The following is a 25,416-nucleotide window of genomic DNA, read 5'->3' on the forward strand; positions in this document are numbered from 1 at the left end:
TTGAAAAAATTGACAATTTAATTTTAACCAGAACAATGAGGAGGACTATTTTGTGGCTCGTTGTTCTTTTCCCGTTGTTCGCAACAGCGCAGCCTCAGCCGGGCAGCATTACTTTTTTAAAGGCGAACGGAAGTATCTCGGTTGCCGAAAATGGCAAGGCTACGCCAGTCGTTATTAGTGGAAACGATTTTCCAGGAATTAAGACAGTGGCAGGTTGGTTCTGTCGTGATATTGAAATGGTCTCTGGACAAAAACCAGACTTTTTTCAATCTGAATTACCCGCTGAGAAACAGTTAATTCTGATTGGTACCATTGGTAAAAACCAGTGGATTGACCAGCTAATAACGGACGGTAAAATTGATGTTTCAGACTTAAAAGGCCAGTGGGAGCGGAGCCTCACGCAGGTGGTCGAGAATCCGTTTCCGGGAGTCGAAAAAGCGTTGGTGCTGGCTGGTAGCGATAAGCGCGGAACCATTTACGCCATGCTGAATTTGTCACGTGCCATGGGCGTTTCACCCTGGTATTGGTGGGCCGATGTTCCGGTTGAAAAACACGAATCGGTGTATGTAAAGGCCGGCCGCTCTGTTACCGAAAGCCCCAAAGTAAAATACCGTGGCCTGTTCCTGAATGATGAGGAACCGGCGTTGGGAAGCTGGGTGCGTGAGAAGTTTGGCGGTTTCAACTCTAAATTTTACAGCCAGGTATTTGAGCTGACCTTGCGTTTGCGCGGGAACTTTCTGTGGCCGGCCATGTGGGGAAAAGCCTTTTTCGATGATGATCCCGAAAATGGTGTGCTGGCCGATAAATTGGGTATTGTGATGAGCACTTCGCACCACGAGCCGATGGGACGGGCACAGGCCGAGTGGCACCGCTACGGCTCCGGCCCCTGGGATTACAACAAAAATGCTGAAGTACTTTCCGACTTCTGGCAGAAAGGCATGGAGCGCAACAAAAACTGGGAAGCCATTGTCACCGTTGGCATGCGCGGCGATGGCGACGAGGCGATGGAGGAAGGGACCAACATCGCCTTGCTGGAGAAAATCGTGAAAGATCAGCGTAAAATCATCAGCAAAGTAACCGGCAAAAAGGCCGGAGAAACGCCGCAGGTGTGGGCGCTTTACAAGGAAGTGCAGGACTATTACGACAAGGGCATGCGTGTTCCCGACGATGTGACCCTGCTGCTGTGCGACGACAACTGGGGCGATGTGCGTAAACTTCCGGACGTAAACGCGCCGGTTCACAAAGGTGGTTACGGGATGTATTATCACGTGGACTACGTTGGAGGCCCGCGAAGTTATAAATGGATCAATGTCAGTCAGATTCAACGAATTTGGGAACAAATGAACCTGACCTACAGTCACGGGGTGGACCGTATATGGGTGCTCAATGTGGGCGACCTGAAACCCATGGAGTTCCCGATTAGTTTTTTCCTGGACATGGCTTGGGATCCCACGGCCTTCAATGCCCAGAACCTATATCAATATACCGAAGAGTGGTGTTCGGAGCAGTTTGGCGAGCAATATGCAGCCGATGCAGCCCGGATTCTCAACTTGTACACCAAATACAATCACCGGGTGACGCCTGAGTTACTGGATGAGAAAACATTCAGCCTCGAAAATTACACGGAGTTTGAACGGGTGCGCAACGATTATCGCGACCTGACGCTGGATGCGCTGCGGATTTATAACTTCTTACCAAATGCGTATAAAGATGCTTTCGACCAGTTGGTGCTTTTCCCCACTAATGCAACTTCGAACCTGTATGAAATGTACTATGCGGTGGCGAAAAACCACCAGTTGGCAGCCGAGAACAAGCCGGAAGCCAACGACTGGGCCGATGTGGTGGAAACCTGTTTCGTCCGCGATTCGCTGTTAACCATTCATTATAACCAGCAAATAGCCGGTGGAAAATGGAACCACTTGATGGATCAGACGCACATTGGCTATACAAGCTGGGCTGACCCGAAAACGAATATTCGACCCAAGGTGATACAGGTTGAAGTGCCGGAAGTTCCGAATTCGGAGCTCGCGTTTGAGGAAGCCGATGGCTATGTTTCCATCGGGGCGGCGAATTATCAGAAAGCGAATGGCTCGGATAAAATTCATTGGGAGGTGATTCCCGATTTGGGCAAAACCGGCTCCGCAGTGACGACTTTCCCGCAAAACGCTTATCCGGCAAAGGGCGATTCGGTTTACCTGGAATATGCCATTGATTTTAAATCGACCGGTCAGTTTGATGTGCAGGTGCTGGTTTTGCCAACGCTGAATTTCAACGCCAATAAAGGCTTGCGTTACGCCATTTCGTTTGATGGAGGCGCCGAGCAAATCGTCAACTTCAACGGGAAGTATCGCGGCGAATTGGGACAATGGCAGGCCGAACGGATCATTGCAACAACAACGCAGCACCACATTCCGCAGGCCGGTTTGCACCGTTTGCGCATCCGCGTGCTGGAACCGGGAATTGTACTGCAAAAAATACTAATCGACACCGGAGGTTTGAAGCCCAGCTATTTGGGTGCGCCTCAAAGTAAGCAAATCAAATTTTAAGAGATGAAAAGATATGAACTGACTTTCGGGCTGTTTCTTTTACTGCTGTTCACGAGCCTTTCGTATTCGGCCAAAGCTGCTGTAAAACTCCCCCGTCTGGTGAGCAAGGGCATGGTGCTTCAGCGCGATGTGCCCTTGAAAATCTGGGGTTGGGCCGATCCATCCGAAAAAGTGAAGGTGGAATTTTTAGGTGAGAGTTACAAAACCAAAGCCGACCAAAAAGGGAACTGGACGCTGGAGCTGCCGGCAACTCCCGCTGGCGGCCCGTACACCATGAACGTAAATGAGCTGGAGCTGACTGATATTCTGGTTGGCGATGTGTGGCTTTCGTCGGGGCAATCGAACATGGAATTACCGGTTCGCCGGGTGATGGATTTGTATGCCGGCGAAATTAAGCAGGTCGATAATGACAACATTCGCTTGTTTCGTTCTTCAAGCCGAAAAGAACCGGAAATGGCACAGATCGATTACCCCGATGGCGCGTGGTTGCCGGCGACGCAGCCAAACATCGGCGAGTTTTCGGCGGTGTCGTGGTTTTTTGCCAACGACTTGTATCAAAAATACCAGGTGCCCATCGGCATCATCAGCACAGCGATCGGTGGTTCGCCGGCCGAGTCTTGGTTAAGTAAAGATAAGGTTGAAAAATACCTGGATGCCTGGAAAGCGGACAAAGCACACGGTGATTCCATCCGGGCGAAAATGAAGGCTGAAGAACCGGAGAAGCTGGCCTATAACTGGAATGTTGAAGTGAATAAAAATGATCCCGGCGCCGGAAAATGGTCCAAAGCGGATGTTGATGTTTCCGGTTGGCCGCAAATTTCGCTTCCCGGATATTGGTCCGATAAAGGCGTGGAGTTGCGCAATGGCTCCATCTGGTTTTGCAAGGAATTTGAGCTGGCCGATTCGTTGGCGACGCAGGAAGCCGTTTTGCGTTTAGGGCGAATTATCGATGCCGACTCGGCTTTTGTGAACGGTGTTTTTGTTGGCAACATCACCTATCAATATCCGCCGCGCATTTACACGGTACCGCAAGGGGTGCTGAAAGCCGGCAAAAACAAGCTGATGGTGCGTGTTTTCAGCCAGGGATGGCGTGGTGGTTTTGTGGAGGAAAAGCCGTACGAATTGCGGGTGGGCTCGCAGGTTATTGACCTCACCGGCGACTGGAATTACCATGTTGGGGCGAGTCTTAACCCGCCTGTTGTTCCCGGCGCTCCGGGATTTATGCCCGGCGGCTTGTACAACTGCTTGGTCGCGCCGGCCTTGAACTTCGGCCTTAAAGGCGTGATCTGGTTTCAGGGCGAATCGAACACCGGACGAGGAAAGGAATACGAGCAGCTGTTTAAAACAATGATCCAGGATTGGCGGGTACATTTCGCTCAGCCTGAATTGCCATTTCTGTTTGCGCAGCTGGCTAACTTGGGATTGCCGCAAAAACAACCCGTTGAAAGTGGTTGGGCCGAAGTTCGCGATGCCCAGCGTCGCACGCTGGAGCTGCCCAATACCGGCATGGCTGTAACTTTCGATATTGGCGAGTGGAATGACATTCACCCTTTAAATAAAAAAGAAGTAGGCAGACGCTTATTTCTGGAGGCCGAACGGGTTGCGTACAGTGATAGCCCGGTGGTCAGCTCGGGCCCGTTGTACGAATCGATGAAGGTGGAGGACGGAAGTATCGTTCTTCAATTTAAATCGGTAGGCGAAGGTTTGTATGCCAACAGCCTGTTGAACGGTTTTCAGCTTGCCGGTGAGGACGGTCGCTTTGTTTGGGCCAATGCGGTGGTGCTGAGTAAAAACACCGTGAAGGTTTGGAGCAGAAGTGTTTCTAATCCCCGGGCAGTGCGTTATGCGTGGGAAGATAATCCGGCTGATGCAAACCTGAAAAACAAGGAAGGGCTTCCGGCTTCACCTTTTACAACCGAACACAACTAACTAAAATGAAAATAATGACGCAGAAGATTTCTGTATTGGAGAAAATTGGCTACAGTCTTGGCGACCTGGCAGCCAACCTGGTTTTTCAAACCCTGATTACTTACCTGGCCTATTTTTACACCGACATTTACGGACTGGAAAACAACCATGCTTCCATCATCATGTTGTCGGTGGGGCTGGTTGCCGCTTTCCTGTTTAACCCTATAATCGGAGCGCTCGCCGACCGTACCGAGTCGCGCTGGGGAAAATTCCGTCCGTGGATTTTGTACACGGCTGTTCCGCTTGGTGTAATGGCGCTGCTGGCATTCAGCACTCCTGATTTTTCGTACAAAGGGAAGCTGATTTACGCTGCCGCTACTTACACGCTTTTGTTGCTGTTGTATGCGGCCAACAACCTGCCGTATTCGGCCTTGAGCGGGGTGATAACCGGCGATATGGGCGAGCGAAACAGCATTTCATCGTATCGTTTTGTGGCCGTGATGTTTGCCCAGTTTTTTGTGCAGGTATTTATGTTGCCCATTATTGAATATGCGGGCGGCGGAAATAAAGCAGCCGGTATGGAAACGGTGATGACCTGGCTGGCGATTATCGGAACGGTGATGTTGCTGATTACCTTTTTGACAACCCGCGAGCGGATTATTCCCAAACCGGAACAAAAATCGAGTTTGGCCGAAGACCTTTCCGATCTGGTGAAAAACCGTCCCTGGCTGATTATGCTCACGGTGACAATCCTGATTTTTGTGACATTGGCGATGAAAGGTGGTTCGTACGTGTATTATTTCAATAACTATGTGGATGCTGAAACGCTTGCGAATTTTATTAGTCCGATCTTAGGCGCTTTGTCGGCTATCGGCCTTAACTTTTTTGGTTCCGATCCGGTTTCGGCCGGCTTTGGCTTGTTTAACGCCGGAGGGATTATCTTTATGATTGTCGGCATTTCATTTTCTAAAAAATTGGCCGACAAATACGGGAAGCGCGACGTGTACATCAGCGGCTTGCTTGTTTCCACCATCTTCATTTTCATTTTCTTCTTTTTCCCGGCAAAGAGCGTGGGGCTGATGTTTACTTCTCAAATTTTTCACGGTTTCTTCTACGGCATCACGATCCCGATTCTTTGGGCCATGATTGCCGATGTGGCCGACTATTCGGAGTGGCGGACAAACCGTCGCGCAACAGCGATCATTTTTTCGGCAATGATGGTAGGGCTGAAGGCCGGCCTCTCCATTGGCGGCGCGTTGGTGACCTGGATTTTGGGCCTTTACGGCTACATCCACAAAGACGCGACCATGGTAGCCGGCCAGGAAATTATTCAACCTGAATCGGTGGCTGCAGGCGCGAAAATGTTGGTTAGTGTTTTCCCGTCCATTCCATTTTTGCTGGCTGCAGTTTTGCTCTTTTTTTATGTCATTAACAAGAAGATGGAAACGCAGCTTCAAAACGAATTAATGGCAAGGCGTAATGAAAATTGAAACAATAATTGAATCTCATTGATATGAAAAAAATGAAATATAGTTCCTTCCTTTTCGCCCTCGTGGTATTGCTTTCCGGCGGGTGTGATGGTGCAAAAGAAAAGCAGCACGAGACGCTGAAGGACGCTTTTGCCGGTCAATTTTACATTGGCACAGCGCTTAACGAATGGCAAATTACCGGGAAGGACACTGCAGCAGTTAACGTTGTAAAAGAGCAGTTCAATGCCATTGTCGCTGAAAACTGTATGAAAAGCGGCGAGATACAACCGGAAGAGGGCACGTTCGATTTTTCGCTGGCCGACCCGTTTGTTGACTTTGGCGAAAAAAACAACCTGTTCACGACCGGGCATTGCCTGATCTGGCATTCGCAGGCCCCACGCTGGTTTTTTACCGATAGCCTGGGCAACGACGTTTCGCGCGAGCTGTTGATCCAGCGGATGAAAACGCATATTGAAACCGTGGTTGGGCGCTACAAAGGACGAATAAAAGGCTGGGACGTGGTGAATGAAGCGATTATGGAAGACGGCTCGTTCCGAAACAGCAAGTTTTACCAGATTATTGGTGAAGATTTCATCAAGCTGGCTTTTCAGTTTGCCCACGAAGCCGATCCCGACGCCGAGTTGTACTACAACGACTACAACGAGTGGTATCCGGGCAAACGGGATGCGATCGTGCAAATGGTTAAAAAATTGAAAGCTGAGGGCATTCGGATTGACGCTGTCGGTATGCAAGGGCATATTGGTTTGGACGGCCCCTCGTTGGACGACTACGAAGCAGCCATAACAGCATACACCGGCGCAGGTGTAAAAGTGATGATCACAGAACTGGATCTATCGATTTTGCCGAGTCCGAAACCAGGTGATTTAAGCGCCGACATTGCTACAAACTTCGAATACCGGAAGGAAATCAACCCTTATGCAGACGGACTTGTTCCGCAGGAAAAGCAGGACGAATGGGATGCCCGTATGGTGGATTTCTTCAAGTTGTTTCTGAAACATGCCGATGCCGTCAGCCGGGTAACGCTTTGGGGCGTTTCGGATCGCGGTTCGTGGAAAAATGATTTCCCGGTTCGCGGACGCACGGATTATCCGCTGCTTTTTGACCGGAATTACGAACCAAAACCAGTGGTGGCAAAAATTTGTAACGAAAGCCCCCTCTGACTCCCCCGGGGGGGGAGGAAAGAAAACCCAGCCCCGATTTGCAGGGTGATTCAAATGAAAAGATTGTCCAAAATAGAAATAATTTAACACTCTTCGTTCCCCTCCTTCGGAGGGGTTAGGGGAGGCTAAAATTTAAAGCATGAAAAAAGCAAGATATCTAGTTCCGGATTTATATACAGCTGATCCGGCAGTGCATGTATTTAACGGTAAACTGTATATTTATCCTTCGCACGATATAGAATCGGGCATTCCGGAAAACGATAATGGTGATCATTTCGATATGCGCGACTATCATATCTTTTCGATGGATGATATCGAAGGTGAAGTGACCGATCATGGTGTTGGATTGGATGTAAAAGACATTCCCTGGGCAGGACGTCAGTTGTGGGATTGCGACTGTGCCCACAAGGACGATAAGTATTACCTGTATTTCCCGTTGAAAGACCAAACCGACATTTTCCGTATCGGTGTTGCGATTAGTGACAAGCCTGAAGGACCTTTCATTCCGCAGGAAGCTCCCATGAAAGGTAGTTATTCTATTGACCCTTGTGTCTTCGAGGATGAAGATGGTTCTTACTACATGTATTTTGGTGGTTTGTGGGGCGGGCAGCTGCAGCGCTACCGCAACAACAAAGCCATGGAATGCGGACAGGAGCCCAAGGATGATGAACCGGCGCTGTCATCGCGCGTGGTGAAATTGAGCGACGATATGCTGGAGTTTGGGGAAGAGCCGAAGGAACTGCTTATCGTGGATGAAAATGGTCAGTTGATCACGGCCGGCGATCACGACCGTCGTTTTTTCGAGGCTTCGTGGATGCACAAGTACCAGGGGAAATATTACTTCTCCTACTCAACCGGCGACACCCATAAATTGTGCTATGCCGTGGGCGACAACCCTTACGGACCATTCACCTACCAAGGCGTGATTTTAACGCCAGTAGTGGGATGGACAACCCACCACTGTATTGTTGAATTCAACGAAAAATGGTACCTGTTCCATCACGACTGCGTGCCTTCGGGCGGCAAAACCTGGCTGCGAAGCCTGAAAGTTGTGGAACTGGAATACCATGAAGATGGTACCATAAAAACGATTGAAGGAATCGGTAACTAACAGGGCCCTTGTTGGGCAATGCTATCAACGAGAGAGGGTGCCGGCTTATTCCGACACCCTCTGTTCGTATTGAGGACAAGGTGCAACAAATGCTATTCTGATTTCACCTGTATGGCTTTAGATCATTGATTGCAGTGGCGAATTAACCGGATCAGGCCGCTTTCAGTTTTAACCCTGACTTTCTCTTTTTGGATATACTTTTCGATGTCTGGTTGATACGATTTTAACTCCTCCAGCAGTATTTTCGGGTTCTTGATTACTTGAGGGATTGCATCACCCTCGGCGATTAAATATTCGTCGTCCAGGGGAGTAAAGCGATTGGGTTGTGCATCCTGAAATCCAATGGCTTTCGTGGCTTCTTTCAATTCAATGCGGTATTTTTTATAAAGCTTGATGTTTCCGTTAACCAACAGTTCCAGGACCCCTTGTTCAGTCTCATTTTTTGTCCGATACTCCGACTCTAAAAAGGTGTGGGAACCAAGCTTGAATTGATAAACTTGTCCCGAATTGCTAATTTCCAGAATTTGGCCATTGGCATTTTTAAATTCGATTTTATCGGAATAAATGTTGTATCTCAAAGGTACATTCTCAATCAGAATGCTGTCATTGATGATAACTTTTCCGACTACGAAATTCTCGTCAAGAAATGGAGAGCCTTCGATGTTCGTATAGGTGTTTTCGTTATTTCTCTTGTAGGTCAGGTGATCCGATAAGCTGCTTAAATCACGAATTGTAAACGCCTGTGAATATCCAATCAGGTTGATAAAAAGAGATAGCCCAAGCAATGCCAGTTTCTTCATCGTTGTGTTTTTTTAGGTTTGAAATATGGTTGTGAGTTTAAATTTAGGCAGGCTCGCTGCGGTTCGTATTAAAATTTAGATAATAGTTTTGCTATTAGGAATATTCTGCATGAAAAAAACGGCCATCTCTGGGCAAGTGATGTAGAAACAGTCTGTTACCTTCGAGTCGTTCGTTTTGTCGATCTCAGATTATTTGATTTTCTGAAACAAATTCCTCACCTTGGTCATTAAAGTCTGACTCAAACCAATTGATGTGATCAAATCGAAAAGCGAAGAAGAACTGATTCGCGAGTTAAAGCAGGGCGATCGAAAGGCTTTTCAGCTCCTGTTTGAACTGTATGCGAAACGCATTTTTGCATTTGCAAAGGGCTATTTAAAGTCCGCTAGCGACGCAGAGGAAATTGTGCAGGATGTCTTCGTAAAGGTTTGGCATGCCCGGGAATCAATTAATACCGAACTTTCCTTTAAAGCGTACCTTTTTAAAATTACCTACAACGGCATTCGTGAATATTTTAACAAGCAAAGTCGCGAGAACCGATACAAACATGAGATTCTGGATTATGCCATCGAATTCGACAACCGGACCGAAGAGCGCATTGACTACAAGTCCCTATTGGATTTGGTGGAAGAAAAGATTGAACAGTTGCCTCCACGGCAGCGCGAAATAATCTTGTTGAGTAAAAAGCAAGGCGTGCCAACCAAGGAGATTGCCGCCCTGTTGGAAATATCGCCCCGGACAGTTGAAAAACACCTGTCGGAAGCGCTGAAGCAATTGAAGAAAGAGCTCAGTGATGATCAGGTTGCAGGGCTCTTGTTTTACCACCTGTTTCTTGATCCGAAAAAAAAGTGAAAAAAAATCGACTTCTGACTACGTAGTTTTTCGTTCCCATCCATATTACTTATGTAGGCGTTCAATTTTTAGCCTGAAGAATATGGGAGATCGTAAAAAAGCAATAGATAATTTTTTCCGGGGCAAATACTCCCGGAAAGACTACTTTTCCATCCAATCGGAATTTGAAAAAGAGAAAGCCGATGAGGATTTTCTTTTCGAATTGGAACAACAATGGGATACCTTAAAGGATGAACCTGCCGAAGGATTTCACAGGCAGACGGTTTGGAATAATGTTGTTAACCACTTGGATTTTAATCAAGCAGGCAAAGTAAGAAAGCTTTCCTTCCTGACAGTTTTTCAGCGGGTAGCAGCCATTCTGTTTATCCCCCTGGCGATCGGCTTTCTATTCTATGTTTACACTTCAAAATCAGTTCGCCAAACCGAGGCATGGGCCGAAATTACCTGTCCTCCGGGTGTGCGAACCGAATTTCATTTGCCCGACGGGTCAACCGGAGTATTAAACGGTGATTCAAGACTGAAGTATGCGGTCAATTTTAGTTCGAACCGGACGGTCGAATTAGTCGGGCAAGCCTATTTCGATGTGGTGAAGGATAAAAAGCATCCGTTTAATGTGGCTACCGATCAGTTGAATGTGCAGGTGTTGGGAACCACCTTCAGCGTTTTGGCTTATCCCGGGCAAGCACGCGAAGAAGTAGTTTTGAAGACCGGAAAAGTAAATGTTTCAACTGCGGATCAAAAGCCGTTGGCCCAGCTGTCGCCCGATCAACAATTTGTACTGGATACGGAGAACCGGAAATACTACACCACAAATGTTAACGCAACAGCTCTGGTTTCGTGGATTGAAGGCAGGCTCGTATTTAAAAATGAATCATTCGATGCTGTTGCCGAACGCCTGAGCCAATGGTACAATGTGGAGATTGAGATTGCCGATGCCAACCTGAAAAAATATAAATACTACGGAACCTTCGAAAACGAATCGATTGAAGAAGTGCTCCATCTCTTAAAACTAACCGCACCCATAAAATATAAAGAAATTGACCGGGTAAAACTGGACAATGGAACCTTTTCGAAACGTAAAATAATATTCGCAACAGATGAAAAAAGAGTAAATGATTTCAACTAAAAAATGGGAGGTGCTACCAACACCGTCCCATTTGTAAAGCAGTCAAAAACAGCAAAAAATTTAACTACTTAATCGTTCAAATTTATGAAAAAAAATCGAACGCTTAGGGGTAATACCCGAGGCTTGTCAAAAGTATTGAAGATTATGAAACTCACGATGTTTCTCATTCTTGTTTTCGCGTTGCAAACTTTTGCAACCAAATCCTACTCGCAGCGAACCCAGCTGACTCTCCAACTGAATAATGTCAAGGTCTTAAATGTGTTGAATGAGATCGAAAATTCGACCGATTACTATTTTCTTTTCAATAAGGATATGGTTAATGTCGATCGGCGTGTGTCCATCTCAGCTAACCAGGAAGAACTGGACGCCGTATTAAAAGAATTGTTCGCAGGTACGAATGTTAGTTATGTCATTTCCGACCGGCAAATCGTATTGACAACGGAGGGCAAAACCAATAGTCAAACACAGCAACAGCAAAAAGTCATAAAAGGCAAGGTCACCGACACTGCCGGAAGTCCGCTTCCCGGTGTAACAGTGGTTGTAAAAGGTACAACCCAGGGTACAATTACGGATGTGGATGGTAATTTCAGCTTAAGTGGCATAAGTTCGACAGATGTGTTGCTCTTTTCATTTATTGGTATGATGACGAAGGAGATGCCCGTTGGAAGTCAAACGACGGTAACAGTTGCCATGCAGGAAGAAACTGTTGGTGTAGAGGAGGTTGTGGTTGTTGGTTACGGCACCCAAAAGAAGGCGAACCTGACCGGAGCTGTCGGTAACGTACAGATGGAGGATCTGGAAAGCAGACCTTTGACTAATGCCAGTTTGGCTTTACAAGGCACTGTTTCCGGGGTTTATGCCCTGCAGAATTCCGGAAAACCGGGTGACGATAATGCCATTATCGATATCCGCGGGGTCGGAACATGGACAAACAATGCGCCCTTGATCATCATTGATGGATTCCCGGGATCGATGTCGGATGTCAACCCGAATGATATCAAATCAATATCCGTTTTGAAGGACGCTGCATCATCTTCAATTTATGGTAACCGCGCAGCTAACGGTGTAATTTTGATTACCACCAAACGGGGAGCTTCCGGTAAAATGCAAGTAAGCTATACCGGTTATTATGGTGTGCAGAAAGCAACCCGGTTGCCCAGTGTTTTAAACTCGGTTGAATACGCAACCCTTCGTAACGAAGCTGCTGATAATGCAGGTGTTGTTCGAACCTATTCGGCTGAGGATATCGAAAAATTTGCGGCACACAACGATCCGATGTATCCCGACATCAACTACTTTGATGTTTATTACGGCCAGGCAAATACACAAAATCATCGGTTAAGCATGACCGGAGGTAGCGAAAATTTGCAGTTTGCATTTATGCTTGGACATCTGGATCAGGATGGTATCATGGTGGCGACTAATTATAAGAAGACCGATTTCCGTTCCAATATTGATGCCTATTTTTTGAATGATAAAAAATTGCGAGTGTCGACTAAGTTGGCTGGTAATTATGGTATTAAAGGTGAACCGACCAGCGTTTGGAATGCAACCTGGTATGCGACACTTGCGCCAGTTTACCCACTCCAAAATGCTGATGGGGAATACATGAGTGTAAACGGCGAATTGAATCCTTATGCCGAAATTAAAGCGGGTAGTACCTCCAAGACGAAACGCTATAACTTCAACGGTCAGTTAGAAGCTGAATACACGATTGTTGAAGGTTTAAGCGCACAGGCTACTTACGGCTATAATGTTGTGACTTCGAACACAAATGCGTTTAATGCGAATGTCGTTTTGGCCAATAAGGACGGAAGTTATAAAACAGAATCATCCGATTTGAGAGTCACTGATGCGACCGACGTGCAAACAATGTTGACGACTTTGCTCAAATACAATAGCACCTTCGGAAAGCACAGCCTCAATTTATTGGCTGGTTACCAGGAAGAAGAATTTACCTACGACTGGCAGGATGGTTATCGGCGTAACTTCGTTAATAACACCCAACGGGTTTTAAATTTGGGAGATGCGGCGACTCAAACGAATAACGCCGGAAGTTACGATTTGGGGTTACGATCTTATTTCGGGCGAATAAATTACATCTACGATGAGAAATACTTGTTCGAAGCGAACATTCGGCGCGATGGTTCTTCTCGATTTGCAAAAGGAAATCAATGGGGTACATTTCCTTCATTTTCTGCCGGATGGATCATGTCAAAAGAAAATTTCATGTCGAACGTTGAATGGTTAAACTCGTTGAAAATTCGTGCTTCCTGGGGGCAACTTGGAAACGAAAATATTGGCAACGGTCGTATGTATACCGCGAGCGATATTCTGAGCTCCGGAGTTAACTACTCATTCGGGGGTGACTTGTATTCGGGAGTAGCAGTGCGCGATTTGACCAATAAAGAGTTAACCTGGGAAACTTCTCAGCAATTGAACTTCGGTGTTGACTTGACTTTGGCTAACGGCTTTGAAATGACGGCCGATTATTTCGACAAGAAGACAAAGGATTTGCTGTGGCCGCAAGGAATTCCTTTGACAATGGCAAAGAATGCCCCTTATGTCAATAATGGAGAAGTTCAAAATAAAGGGGTTGAAGCTTCCTTTACTTACCGGAAAAAATTCACAAATGGGATGAATTTCCGCGCCACTTTCAATGCGTCGCACATTGTGAATAAAATTACAAAGATGTCTCCGGAGGACATCGCGTCGCCAAAAGCTAAGATTGTAGGTTCCGCCATCAACTCGTTCTATGGCTATGAGATGGATGGAATTTATCAGGTGGACGATTTTGACTACGACGGTAGTACATACACCCTGAAGCCGAATGTAACTTCTGTTGTTAACTACAACGCCCAACCCGGGGATATCAAGTTTAAGGATCTTAGTGGTGATGGTGTCGTTGACCCGAATAATGACAGGACGGTAATCGGGAAGCAATATCCTGACTTGACCTATTCATTGAATTTGAGCATGGAATGGAAGCGGTTTGATTTTAGTGCCTTCTTCCAGGGGGTTGCCGGCATCGAGGGGTATCTCTACTATGAAATCGCGACTCCTTTTAGTGGCGTTGCCAACATGGGCTCGTGGTGGAAAGGTCGGTGGACTCCAGAAAATCCATCCAATAGCTTGCCTCGGTTGGTTTTAGATGAAACCCGAACCAATATCCATTCATCGTTCTACATGGAGGACGCTTCTTATCTTCGTTTGAAGAATATTGAGTTAGGCTACACGTTCAATCCGAGACTGGTCTCAAAAATTGGTTTGGGTTCGGTACGTGTTTATGGTAATATTCAAAACGCCTTTACAATTACGAATTTTAAAGGTTTTGATCCAGAGCAAAATGTTGATCAAACCAGAGCCGAGGCTTTCCCTCAAGTTCGGGTAATGACTGTGGGTTTAAATGTTAACTTTTAAAAGATCAGAATTATGAAAATTCTAAATAGAATCATCACAATATTTATTGCGTCAGCTGTCTTATTCGGTTGTGCCGAAGATCTTCTGGACAAGACGCCTAAGGACGCTTTATCTCCGGTAACCTTCTTTCAGAACGAAACGCAAACTTTAATGGCCTTGGTCGGGGTGTACAATGCCATTCAACCTAATGCCACGCCCACCCATTTTTATCAATTTGAGTTTATGTCCGACAATGGGTATTGCCAGGCGGCCTGGCAAGGTTCTAACGAGGTTGGGTCGTGGAGTACCAACTCAACAAGTTGGGCTCCGTATGCCAAGTGGACACTGGATTATGCGATCATTTCCAGAGCAAATGAATTTATGCAGAATTTAGAGAACGCTCCGGTTAGCGATGATGTTAAGTCGCAGATGATGGGCGAGGCAAAATTCCTCAGAGCTTACGCTTATTCTGATTTGATCACTTACTTTGGTGATGTTCCTTTGATTACCAGTGTGCAAACACTCGAAGATGCTTATGTATCGCGAGATGCCAAAAGCGATGTGCTTACCCAGATTCTGAAAGATTTTGATGATGCGATCGCTGTTCTTTCTCCGACGGCTTCCAGCCCGGGACGTGCAACTAAAGGTGCCGCACTGGCTTATAAAGCAAAAATCTTGCTTTTCAACGAACAATGGGCCGAGGCTGCGATAGCTGCCAAACAGGTCATTGATCTGGACGTTTATGACTTTTTCCACGACTATGTTGGTCTTTTCGAAGAAGCCAATGAAAATAATGAAGAAGTTATTTTCGACATTCAATATACCACATCACAAACCCAACCCTGGCCTGCCGAGCCGTTCGTACTGGGTACCTGGCAAACATCCAACATTACAGCCGATATGATTAACTCGTATTATATGACCAATGGTTTGCCGATAACCGATGCAGCATCTGGATATGATGAACAGGACCCGTTCACAAACAGGGATCCGCGGTTGGACGCCACCGTGGTACTGCCAGGCACAATGTATGGTGAGGCGACTTTTATTCCGGCAAGCTATGCCGAATATCCTTGTGGTGCGAAACCACGCAAATATGCTGAATATGGGGTTGCCGACGTAAATATCAGCACCTTGAATACCATTTTGATGCGTTATGCCGATGTTTGCCTGATGCGTGCCGAAGCATTGATCGAGTCAGGAAGTACTGATCAGGAAATTTATGATTTGATTGATGACGTACGCGCCCGGGTTGGGATGCCTACTGTTGAATCAGTTGAAGGGACCGGACTAAGCCAGGACGAACTTCGTGAAATCGTGCGTCATGAGCGGAGAGTTGAATTCTGTATGGAGGGAACCCGATATGGCGATATGTTGCGCTGGAAAGACGAATCGCTGGTTCACGACGTGTATGGATATGACAAATCGAAATTGTCCGATCCGGCAGATCCGGCCAAATGGGTGTTCTCGCAAATTAAAATTGCACCACGGACATTTAATGCGGCAAAAGGATGGTTATGGCCAATTCCACAAGCCGACATTGATATTAACGAGAACTTACTCCCACAGAATTCGGGATACTAATCAAGAGGATACTAATCAAGAGGAGTGATTTTAATTGCTCCTCTTGGCTTATTAATAGATCGAGTACGAGGGGGTGATGAGTTGCCGATTTTGAGTGTTGAATAACTAGACGTCAATCAATGAAAATAAAACGAAAAAAGCTGTTGAAAAGAACGATTTCCTTATTCTTCCTGTTTACCGCCGCCACAGCTACTGTAAACAGCCAGTCTGTCAATTGGCTTCGCAGTACCGAAAACAAAACCTGGGAACAGAAAACATTAAAACTTGAAAAAGCGCCGGCAACAACTCCTGTGCTTGAGCTAAAAGGAGATGAAGAGCTTTTAACTTTCAAGGCTTGGGGCACCTGTTTTAACGAACGCGGCTGGGATGCTTTAAATATGCTTCCACGCCAGCAGCAGGACGCAATTCTTGGGCAATTGTTTGCTCCGGATGGCGATCTTCGGTTTTCCATTGGTCGTTTCTCGATGAATGCCAACGATTATGCCCGCGACTGGTACAGTTGCGATGAAGTGAGCGGCGATTTCCATCTGAAGTATTTCAATATTGACCGCGATAAAACCACCTTGATTCCTTTCATCAAAGCAGCTCAGGAGAAGAACCCGGATTTAACCTTCTGGATTTCGCCCTGGTCGCCACCGTCGTGGATGAAAATTAACCACTACTATTCGGTGGTGAGCAATGCCGAATACAATGAGTTGGATTCCAAACTGGACTATTTGCTTTTTGAAGATTGTGCGAAAAGCTATGAAGGGGTATTTCCGGGGAAACTGGCGGTAAACGATTATTTCATCCAGGATCCACGTTACCTGCAGACTTATGCCAATTATTTCTGCAAGTTCATCGATGCCTATGCTGCCGAAGGGATTCCAATTAACCAGGTGATGTTCCAGAATGAGCCCTGGAGTTACACGCCGTATCCCGGTTGCGCCTGGACGCCCGAGGGAATTATTCGCTTTAATGCCGAATACCTTGCTCCGACCTTAAAGAAACAACACCCGGAAGTAGATTTGTATTTCGGAACGATCAATACCAACCACTACAAAGTTATTGACGAGGTGCTTTCCGATCCGCGCATGCCGGAAACCTTTACAGGTGTCGGTTTTCAATGGGAGGGAGGGCAAATATTGCCTCGTATTCGCGAAAAATACCCCAACTACAAATACGTGCAAACGGAGAGTGAATGTGGATGGGGCTCGTTCGACTGGGGCGCGGCCGAGCACACCTTTAACCTCATCAATCACTACCTGGGCAATGGCTGCGAAGAATACACCTTCTGGAATGCCATCCTTGCCGACGATGGCGTGAGCGGCTGGGGCTGGAAACAGAACGCCTTGATCCGGGTTGACTCGAAAGCAAAAACAGCCACCTATACACCGGAGTATTTTGCCGTGAAGCACTACACCCGCTATCTGGCACCGGGAAGCAAAATCATGGCTTTTAAAGGTGGGAAAGAAGATAAGTTCCCGGTTATGATCGTTAAAAATCCGCAGGGCCAGTACCTGGTATTTGCGGGCAACTTCAACGATGAGAATAAAGCACTGACCGTGCAAATTGGAGAGCGGTTCCTGAACGTGACCTTGGCAGCTCACTCTTTAAACACATTTCAAATTTCTGAGTTTCGGCTTTAGGGGGACGGCGGCGAAATAGCGTCGTAAAAGTGAAACGTTAATCCGCAGGTGTATTTCAGCAGCATCTGTCGATTTTGTCACCCTAATCAGTCAAATCTGTGACAAGTCCAAACAGGCTTGTTGAATAACTTTGAAACAATATAAATGTGTAAACCAAGATCAATAAAAATGAACAAATCAAAGACTGGATTAATAACTGCAATCCCAAAATGTTTCCTGTTCTTTGCGGCGATTATCTCGCTCGCTTTCAATAAGACAAAACTTTCGATGACAGACGTATCCCTGTTTGTTGTGAAAAGAACCTTCAATTACATACTGCTCGTTGCCTTTTTCGGCCTTTTTACGGTTGCTTGTTCTTCGAAATGTGATTCGAACTCCGCCAATATCGTTAGGAAGCAGAATTTCGATTTCGATTGGCGATTTGCATTGGGAGATCAACCTGATGCGGGTAATTCGAATTTCGACGATTCGAGCTGGCGACAGTTGGATTTACCGCACGACTGGAGTATTGAAGGCCAAATAGAAGCGGAAAACCCCACCGGGAACGACGGCGGCTATTTTCCTGCAGGAATTGGCTGGTACCGGAAAAGTTTCACGATTCCCAAAGAATGGAAGGGGCAAAAAATCGGGATTTATTTTGAAGGTGTTTACATGAACTCTGAAGTGTTTGTCAATGGAAAATCCCTCGGTGTTCATCCCTACGGATACAGCTCATTCGATTACGATCTTACACCATACATTCATTTTGGAAAAGAAAACCGGATTGCAGTCCGGGTCGATAATTCGCTGCAAAAAAACTGCCGCTGGTACAGTGGCTCCGGCATTTACCGACATGTTTGGCTCATGGTTAATTCCCCGGTGCATATTGCTCATTGGGGCGTTGGTATTACGACACCCGAAGTGAGCAGGGAAGTTGCTTCGGTTGAGGTGAATACCCTGGTTGAGAATGAAACCGGAAAAGCTCAAAATGTCGAGCTGATTACAGTTCTGACCGATAAAAGTGGTAAAACTGTTGGCAAATATGAGCTTAGCATTGAACTGGAGCCGAATAGTGAAAAAGCGGTGACACACCGGATGCAAATCAATAATCCGTTGCTGTGGAGCCCGGATGCTCCCAACTTGTATGTCGCTGAGTCGATCATCAAAAAAGGAGACATCGAATTAGATCGTGTGCAGAACAGCTTGGGGATTCGTTCCCTAAAATACTCGGCCGAAAAAGGTTTTGTGTTGAATGGAGAAACGATTAAGCTGAATGGTGGTTGTGCGCATCACGACAATGGTGTTTTGGGTGCCGCAGCTTATGACCGGGCCGAAGAACGGAAAGTTGAATTGTTAAAAGCCGCAGGTTTTAATGCCGTCCGTACGTCGCATAATCCACCCTCCGAAGCATTTTTGGATGCCTGCGACCGCTTGGGACTTTTGGTAATCGACGAAGCATTTGATGGCTGGAAACAAGCCAAAGATCAGACACCACACGACTACTCAACCCTATTTGATGAAAATTGGCAATCTGACCTCGACGCGATGGTTTTGCGCGATCGTAATCACCCGGCAATTGTGATGTGGAGTAGTGGTAACGAAATTATGGAGCGTACATCGCCGGAAGCGGTAAAAACGGCCCGCATGCTGAACAGTTATATTCGTCAGCTGGATCCTACCCGGCCGGTAACATCGGCAATGACCAGCTGGAATCAGGGATGGGAAATCTTTGATCCGCTGATGGCCGAACATGATATCTGCGGTTACAATTATATGATGCATAAATCGGAATCGGATCATGAGCGGGTTCCGGAACGGGTCATTGTTCAAACCGAGTCGTACCCGAAAGATGCTTTTTATAACTGGAAAATGGTGCAGGATCACGATTACATTATCGGTGATTTTGTGTGGACTGCAATGGACTACCTGGGCGAATCCAGTATTGGCCGCTATTATTACCCGGGAGAACCCGATGGTCAGCACTGGGAACGCAACTTCTTCCCCTGGCACGGCGCGTATTGTGGCGACATCGACCTGATCGGTTGGCGAAAACCCATTTCGCACTATCGAAATATCCTCTGGAACGATATCGAAAAACTGTACCTGGCAGTTCGCGAACCAAATCCGGCCGAAGGCGCGATTAAAACAACCATGTGGGCTGTTTGGCCAAGCTGGGAAAGCTGGAACTGGCCCGGATTTGAAGGTAAAAAGATCGACGTTGAAGTCTATTCGAAATATCCCAAAGTCCGGTTATACCTGAATGATAAGTTGGTTGGTGAAAAACCAACGGGCGTGGATCAGCAATTTAAAGCAACTTTTAGCTTGCCCTATGCTCCCGGCAGCTTGAAGGCCGTCGGCGTTGTTGATCAACAAGAAGGCGAATCAACAATACTGAAAACTGCTGGTAACCCGGCGAAAATCAGGTTGACAGCTGACCGCATGGAACTTAAAACGGATGGACAGGATTTGTCCTACGTTACGGTGGAAGTAACCGATGAAGACGGCAATCTGGTTCCCAATGCAGCGAATGAACTCGAATTCTTCGTTTCGGGAGAAGGCTCAATTGCCGGACTCGGTAATGCAAACCTGAAAGATACAGAGCAGTACGTTGCGAGTCGATGCTCGGCGTGGAAAGGCCAGGCGCTGGCCGTGCTCAAAAGCTCTAAAGAACCTGGTGCACTCAAATTGACGGTAAGTTCGCCCGGATTACAGGAAGGCACGATGATGATTAAGATTGAACCGGAGCAAGATTGATTTTCGCAACAGAACTAAAAACGATAGTCAATATTGTTTGCGTTGTAATCTTTTAGGTAATGTTGAAGGTTCCGGGAGAGCTGGAAGGGGTATTTCAGCAGCATTTGTCGAATTTGTTCTCCCATTCTATCGAATCTGTGACATTCCGGAGGACGCGTGTTGAATAATTTTGAGACAATCATGAAATTTAAATCAAGAATAAATACAATGAACAAATCAAAGACTGGACTAATCACTGCAATGACAAAATGTTTCCTGGTTTTTGCGGGACTCATTTCGCTCGTTTCGTGCCAAACTGAGCCTCCGAAAACCGATGCTTACCTGTTTGTTTACTTCACCGGAAACGGTCCGGGCGAAGAAGCCATTCGTTACGCGGTTAGTACCGATGGCTACAATTACCGGGCGTTAAATGATAACCAGCCGGTACTCGATTCCAAAAAAATCAGTACTTCGGGTGGTGTCCGTGATCCGCATATTTTGCGTGGTGCCGATGGCAAAACCTTCTACATGGTGGCCACCGATTTGTATGTGCCGGAACAGGGCTGGAACAATTATGCCATGATCCTGATGAAATCAACAGACCTGATTCATTGGGAAACATCAGTGATCAATATTCCGGAAACTTACCCCGATGAGTTTGGCGAGGTCGACCGCGTTTGGGCACCGCAAACCATTTACGATGAGCAAACCGGGAAATACATGATCTATTGGTCAATGAAAGATCGTGGTGCACATCCGGATATCATTTATTACGCTTATGCCAACAAGGATTTTACCGGCCTGGAGGAAGCTCCCAAACAGTTGTACTTTCCACCTGCTGAAAGCAACACCAAGGCCTGTATCGATGGCGATATCATTCCTTTCGAAGGTCAATTCTACCTGTTTCACAAGGCTGAAGACGGTGACCCCGGCATCAAATTGGCTATTTCCGACAAGCTGACGGAAGGCTACCAGCTGGTGAGTGACAAGCGTGTCGACAGCCAAACCGTGCCCGTTGAGGGAAGTGGCATTTTCAAACTGAATAATTCGGATGATTATATCCTGATGTACGATATGTACACCAGCGGTCGCTACCAGTTTACCAAGAGTGCGGATTTGCAACACTTTTCGGTAATCGACGAAGAAATCTCGATGAACTTTCACCCGCGGCACGGCACGGTGTTGCCAATTACGTGGGAAGAGTACAACCGGTTGATGACAACCTATGGCAAAACTGACGATTTGTTTATTTCTGCCACTTCTGATCAATTGAAAAAGAGCAATGTGGTGATCGATGGCGAGAAAAAGACCATTTATCTTCCGGTGAAAGTTGGAACCGACTTAGCTGCTTTCGACCCGATGATGACGGCCTGGAAAGGCATCACCGTTGCACCGGAAGGGCCGCAGGATTTTTCCAAAGGCTCGGTTGAATATACTTTTACCATTGTCGGACAGGATCCGGTGAGCTATTCGGTTTTGGCTTCGGAAGACCACAATCCGGCATTGGTTGGCTTTTATGCCGACCCGCAGGTTTTATACTCACAAAAGACAGGCAAATACTATATCTATCCAACCTCTGATGGTTTTACCGGTTGGTCTGGCTATTACTTCAAGGTGTTTTCATCGGATGACCTGGTGAGCTGGACGGATGAAGGCAAAATCCTGGATCTGAAAGCGGGCGACGTGCCATGGGCTGATGGTAGCGCCTGGGCGCCAACCATTGTTGAAAAGAAAGTCGGCGACGATTATAAGTACTATTATTATTTCAGTGGAAACTACGTTGCCGGCGGCGGCAAGCAAATTGGAGTGGCAGTAGCCGACAATCCAACCGGACCGTTCGTGGCCGAAAAAGAGCCGATGATCAAAGAATCTCCCGCAGGTCGGGGACAGCAAATTGACCCGTGTGCCTTTATCGATCCTGTTTCAGGAAAGTCGTACATTTACTGGGGCAACGGTTACCTGGCAGCTGCTGAGTTGAATGACGATATGATTTCAATAAAACCGAAAACAATCAAGGTTTTAACGCCCAAGGGAGGTACACTCGCAGATTATGCTTTTCGTGAAGGGATCTACGTTATTTACCGCGACGGCACCTACTACTTTATGTGGTCGGTTGATGATACCGGTTCTGCAAATTACCATGTAGCTTACGGTACTTCCAAATCACCCATGGGCCCGATTAAAGTAGCTGAAAAACCAATTGTGTTGATTCAGGATGCCGCCAATGGCATTTACGGAACGGGGCACCACTCCGTCGTGAAGCTTCCTGGCAAGGATGAATGGTACATCGTTTACCACCGCATCAACAACAAACATTTAAATGATGGTCCCGGGTACCACCGCGAAGTTTGCATTGATAAAATGGAATTCAATGCTGATGGTACGGTTAAGCAAGTTACGCCGACTGTAAAAGGAATTTCCCCAGTTCAATAATAAATGATTAGACGAAAAGATATGAAGTTGAAATTATTATTCCCGCTTTTGCTTTGCCTGCTTGGCATTGGCTCGTTGCATGCTCAGCCAGGCTTTGGCAAAGCAATGCTTACCAACAAAGATTGGAAATTTATGCTGAAGGATGTCGAAAATGGCCAGCAGGCCGGTTTGGACGACAGCCGTTGGCAGACCATTGATTTGCCTCACGACTGGAGCGTGAAGGGGCAATTAAGTCCGACATTGGCCAGTGCAACCGGTTATTTGCCTGGTGGTATTGGCTGGTATCGCAAGCATCTGGAGGTGCCCGCCGACAAAAAAGGTGAAAAAGTGTACCTGTATTTCGGAGGCGTTTACAATCGGAGCGAGGTGTTCGTGAACGGCGAATCGCTGGGTAAGCGGCCCAACGGGTACATTTCCTTCATGTACGACGCAACGCCTTACATTAATTTTGGTGAGGAGAATGTGATTGCCGTTCGGGTGGATCACAGCCAGTCGGCCGATTCGCGCTGGTACACCGGTTCGGGTATTTACCGCGACGTCTGCGTGGTTTACGCCAACCCGGTTCATTTGGCGCAATGGGGTGTTTATGCTTACCCGGAGCAACTGGGAAAAGGTTATCAGTTGCAGGTTGAAGTGAATGTTGAAAACGGTTCTTCTGAATCGTCTGCTTTAACCGTGAAAAACGAACTGTTTGACGGATCAGGCAAGTTGATTGCCCAATCAGCCGGTAAATTGAAAGTAGAGGCCAACCAAGCAGGTAAAACTCATACTGCATTGAAAGTGGCGAGCCCCGAACTTTGGTCGCTCGATACGCCGAATTTATATACCCTGAAAACTTCGGTTTACAGCGGAAATGATTTAATTGACGAAACGACTACAACAACCGGTTTCCGCCATTTCACCTTCGATGCGAATAAAGGTTTTGCCTTGAATGGCGAATCAATGAAGGTGAAAGGTGTGTGCTTGCACCACGATGGCGGCGTGCTGGGATCGGCCGTTCCCCGTGAAGTCTGGAAAAGAAGGCTGATCACTTTAAAAGAAATCGGTGTGAACGCCATCCGCACCAGCCATAATCCGCAAGCTTCGGATTTATATGACTTGTGTGACGAGCTTGGTTTGCTTGTTCTGGATGAAGCCTTTGATGAGTGGGAATACCCCAAACGCAAATGGCTCGAAGGCTGGAATGTTGGAACACCGGGCTACCAGGGAACCTTCGACTTTTTTGAAGAATGGGGAGAACGCGACCTGGCAGATCAGGTGATGCGGGATCGGAACCATCTTTCCATTTTCGCCTGGAGCATTGGCAACGAAGTGGATTACCCGAATGACCCGTATTCACACCCGGTGTTGGCCGGCGGGGCTGAAACGGGTTTCACCCAACCAATTTTCGGAGGTTACAAGAAGGATGCTCCCGATGCCATGCGCCTGGGCGTTATTGCCGAGCGCCTGGTGAAAGTGGTGAAGCAGTACGACCAATCGCGCCCGACAACGGCCGGTTTAGCGGGTGTGGCTATGTCGAACCAAACCGGTTATCCGTTTGCGTTGGACATCTGCGGTTATAATTATACCGAAAGTCTGTATGATCACGATCACGCCGAGTACCCCGAACGCGTGTTGTTCGGTAGTGAAAACCGTCACGAGATTGGCGCGTGGAAAGCAGTGACATCGCGTGATTTTGTTTTCGGCCAGTTCCTTTGGACGGGAATTGATTACCTGGGGGAATCCGGTCGCTGGCCGTCGCGCGGTTTCTATTCGGGGCTGCTCGACTTTGGTGGTTTTATCAAACCGCGGGGTTATTACCGCCAGTCGCTGTGGGCTGAAAAGCCAATGGCTTACCTGGGAACCTACCCGACACCGGGACATGGCAGCAAGAGCCAGATGAAAGATGTGTGGTCGCAGCTGGATGCTGACAATGCCAGTGGCAATTACGAAGAAAAAGTTCCTTCGATGGATGCCTGGCCAATATGGAACTACATGGAAGGCGAGTTGATTCGTGTGGTTTGTTACACGAATGCTGCACAGGCTAAACTACTGTTAAACGGGAAAGTGGTCGGGGAGAAGAAACCTTATAACGACGAAACCGGAATCATTTTCTGGGATATTCCTTACCAGAATGGCAAGCTGGAAGTTATTGGTCTGGATACTGATGGCCAACAAGTGAGCAGCTATACGCTTCAATCAACAGGTCGACCTTACGCGATCGAAGTGATCGAAGGAGATAAAACCATAAGCAAGAACGGTGTGGCTCAGATTGCGATCCAGGTTGTTGACGAAAATGGCATCCCGGTGATGCTGTCGGACGACGAGGTCGCTTGCCGGATTTTGGGTGATGCCGAACTTCTCGGCCTGGAAGCCAGCAATAACGAAGATATGGGCGACTATACCGATAACAAGCAGCGTGTATTCCACGGCCGGTTGATTGCCTACATCCGCGCCGGGGAACAATCGGGAGATGTGAAAGTGAAATTCTCGGCTAACTGGTTGAAAGCGGCTGAAACGCAATTTACAGTAGAATAGAATAGTCAGATATACTCATTTTTCTTACCGTGCTCCTGATTGATGCTTTGCGAAAGTCAGGAGCACTTTTTTGTGCCGGTGATTCACCTTAAATTGATTCTTTATAAGTTATGCTTGTGCTTGCGGTACAATGGTGGAGGTGCTTAGCCTAT

The 25,416-nt window shown here is 47.0% G+C and carries 14 protein-coding genes; 13 read left to right on the top strand and 1 reads right to left on the bottom strand.

All coding sequences use genetic code 11. The annotated features are described in order from the left end of the window. The first annotated feature begins 35 nt into the window (after window positions 1-35). The 5 genes from C8N47_RS04755 (at window position 36) to C8N47_RS04775 (ending at window position 8,215) form a co-directional block, all read left to right on the top strand. Window positions 36-2,546 (top strand): glycosyl hydrolase 115 family protein, encoded by a 2,511-nt coding sequence (locus C8N47_RS04755; RefSeq protein ID WP_107821554.1) that lies wholly within the window; start codon window positions 36-38, stop codon window positions 2,544-2,546. A 3-nt stretch (window positions 2,547-2,549) separates the two neighbouring features. Then, window positions 2,550-4,475, top strand: a complete 1,926-nt coding sequence (locus tag C8N47_RS04760) for a sialate O-acetylesterase (protein ID WP_107821389.1) — start codon at window positions 2,550-2,552, stop codon at window positions 4,473-4,475. 14 nt (window positions 4,476-4,489) lie between these two features. After that, complete coding sequence (locus C8N47_RS04765) at window positions 4,490-5,944, top strand: MFS transporter (RefSeq protein WP_211316042.1); 1,455 nt, start codon at window positions 4,490-4,492, stop codon at window positions 5,942-5,944. Between the two features lie 23 nt (window positions 5,945-5,967). Further along, window positions 5,968-7,104, top strand: a complete 1,137-nt coding sequence (locus tag C8N47_RS04770; protein WP_107821391.1) for an endo-1,4-beta-xylanase — start codon at window positions 5,968-5,970, stop codon at window positions 7,102-7,104. A 139-nt stretch (window positions 7,105-7,243) separates the two neighbouring features. Continuing rightward, window positions 7,244-8,215 (top strand): glycoside hydrolase family 43 protein, encoded by a 972-nt coding sequence (locus C8N47_RS04775; protein ID WP_107821392.1) that lies wholly within the window; start codon window positions 7,244-7,246, stop codon window positions 8,213-8,215. A gap of 122 nt (window positions 8,216-8,337) precedes the next feature. On the opposite strand, the gene C8N47_RS04780 is transcribed toward C8N47_RS04775, so the two are convergent. Continuing rightward, window positions 8,338-9,015 carry a hypothetical protein gene (locus C8N47_RS04780; RefSeq protein WP_107821393.1) on the bottom strand — a complete coding sequence of 226 codons (678 nt, stop codon included), beginning with the start codon at window positions 9,013-9,015 and terminating at the stop codon, window positions 8,338-8,340. Window positions 9,016-9,268: 253 nt separating this feature from the next. On the opposite strand from C8N47_RS04780, the gene C8N47_RS04785 reads away from it, so the two are divergent. From C8N47_RS04785 to C8N47_RS04820, 8 genes are all read left to right on the top strand, one after another. Continuing rightward, the gene (locus tag C8N47_RS04785) at window positions 9,269-9,865 is read left to right on the top strand and encodes an RNA polymerase sigma factor (RefSeq protein ID WP_170111292.1); all 597 of its coding nucleotides are present in this window, start codon (window positions 9,269-9,271) and stop codon (window positions 9,863-9,865) included. 82 nt (window positions 9,866-9,947) lie between these two features. Continuing rightward, window positions 9,948-10,991: a FecR family protein gene (locus C8N47_RS04790; RefSeq protein WP_170111293.1), complete on the top strand. Its 1,044-nt coding sequence runs from the start codon at window positions 9,948-9,950 to the stop codon at window positions 10,989-10,991. 84 nt (window positions 10,992-11,075) lie between these two features. Beyond that, complete coding sequence (locus C8N47_RS04795) at window positions 11,076-14,411, top strand: TonB-dependent receptor (RefSeq protein ID WP_107821396.1); 3,336 nt, start codon at window positions 11,076-11,078, stop codon at window positions 14,409-14,411. A 12-nt stretch (window positions 14,412-14,423) separates the two neighbouring features. After that, window positions 14,424-15,974, top strand: a complete 1,551-nt coding sequence (locus C8N47_RS04800; protein ID WP_107821397.1) for a RagB/SusD family nutrient uptake outer membrane protein — start codon at window positions 14,424-14,426, stop codon at window positions 15,972-15,974. 119 nt (window positions 15,975-16,093) lie between these two features. Then, window positions 16,094-17,602 carry a glycoside hydrolase family 30 protein gene (locus C8N47_RS04805; protein WP_107821398.1) on the top strand — a complete coding sequence of 503 codons (1,509 nt, stop codon included), beginning with the start codon at window positions 16,094-16,096 and terminating at the stop codon, window positions 17,600-17,602. 267 nt (window positions 17,603-17,869) lie between these two features. Further along, window positions 17,870-20,335, top strand: a complete 2,466-nt coding sequence (locus C8N47_RS04810; RefSeq protein ID WP_107821555.1) for a glycoside hydrolase family 2 TIM barrel-domain containing protein — start codon at window positions 17,870-17,872, stop codon at window positions 20,333-20,335. A gap of 240 nt (window positions 20,336-20,575) precedes the next feature. Beyond that, complete coding sequence (locus tag C8N47_RS04815; RefSeq protein ID WP_107821556.1) at window positions 20,576-22,747, top strand: glycoside hydrolase family 43 protein; 2,172 nt, start codon at window positions 20,576-20,578, stop codon at window positions 22,745-22,747. 3 nt (window positions 22,748-22,750) lie between these two features. Further along, complete coding sequence (locus C8N47_RS04820) at window positions 22,751-25,264, top strand: glycoside hydrolase family 2 TIM barrel-domain containing protein (RefSeq protein WP_245915669.1); 2,514 nt, start codon at window positions 22,751-22,753, stop codon at window positions 25,262-25,264. The last annotated feature ends 152 nt before the right edge of the window (window positions 25,265-25,416 follow it).

It is taken from the genome of Mangrovibacterium marinum (assembly GCF_003046625.1).
GTDB classification, from domain to species: Bacteria; Bacteroidota; Bacteroidia; order Bacteroidales; family Prolixibacteraceae; genus Mangrovibacterium; species Mangrovibacterium marinum.

Excerpts from the sequence above, each read along its gene's own strand:
- C8N47_RS04755 (WP_107821554.1), top strand. The coding sequence starts at position 36 with ATGAGGAGGACTATTTTGTGGCTCGTTGTTCTTTTCCCGTTGTTCGCA.
- C8N47_RS04760 (WP_107821389.1), top strand. The coding sequence starts at position 2,550 with ATGAAAAGATATGAACTGACTTTCGGGCTGTTTCTTTTACTGCTGTTC.
- C8N47_RS04765 (WP_211316042.1), top strand. The coding sequence starts at position 4,490 with ATGACGCAGAAGATTTCTGTATTGGAGAAAATTGGCTACAGTCTTGGC.
- C8N47_RS04770 (WP_107821391.1), top strand. The coding sequence starts at position 5,968 with ATGAAAAAAATGAAATATAGTTCCTTCCTTTTCGCCCTCGTGGTATTG.
- C8N47_RS04775 (WP_107821392.1), top strand. The coding sequence starts at position 7,244 with ATGAAAAAAGCAAGATATCTAGTTCCGGATTTATATACAGCTGATCCG.
- C8N47_RS04780 (WP_107821393.1), bottom strand. The coding sequence starts at position 9,015 with ATGAAGAAACTGGCATTGCTTGGGCTATCTCTTTTTATCAACCTGATT.
- C8N47_RS04790 (WP_170111293.1), top strand. The coding sequence starts at position 9,948 with ATGGGAGATCGTAAAAAAGCAATAGATAATTTTTTCCGGGGCAAATAC.
- C8N47_RS04795 (WP_107821396.1), top strand. The coding sequence starts at position 11,076 with ATGAAAAAAAATCGAACGCTTAGGGGTAATACCCGAGGCTTGTCAAAA.
- C8N47_RS04800 (WP_107821397.1), top strand. The coding sequence starts at position 14,424 with ATGAAAATTCTAAATAGAATCATCACAATATTTATTGCGTCAGCTGTC.
- C8N47_RS04805 (WP_107821398.1), top strand. The coding sequence starts at position 16,094 with ATGAAAATAAAACGAAAAAAGCTGTTGAAAAGAACGATTTCCTTATTC.
- C8N47_RS04810 (WP_107821555.1), top strand. The coding sequence starts at position 17,870 with ATGACAGACGTATCCCTGTTTGTTGTGAAAAGAACCTTCAATTACATA.
- C8N47_RS04815 (WP_107821556.1), top strand. The coding sequence starts at position 20,576 with ATGACAAAATGTTTCCTGGTTTTTGCGGGACTCATTTCGCTCGTTTCG.
- C8N47_RS04820 (WP_245915669.1), top strand. The coding sequence starts at position 22,751 with ATGATTAGACGAAAAGATATGAAGTTGAAATTATTATTCCCGCTTTTG.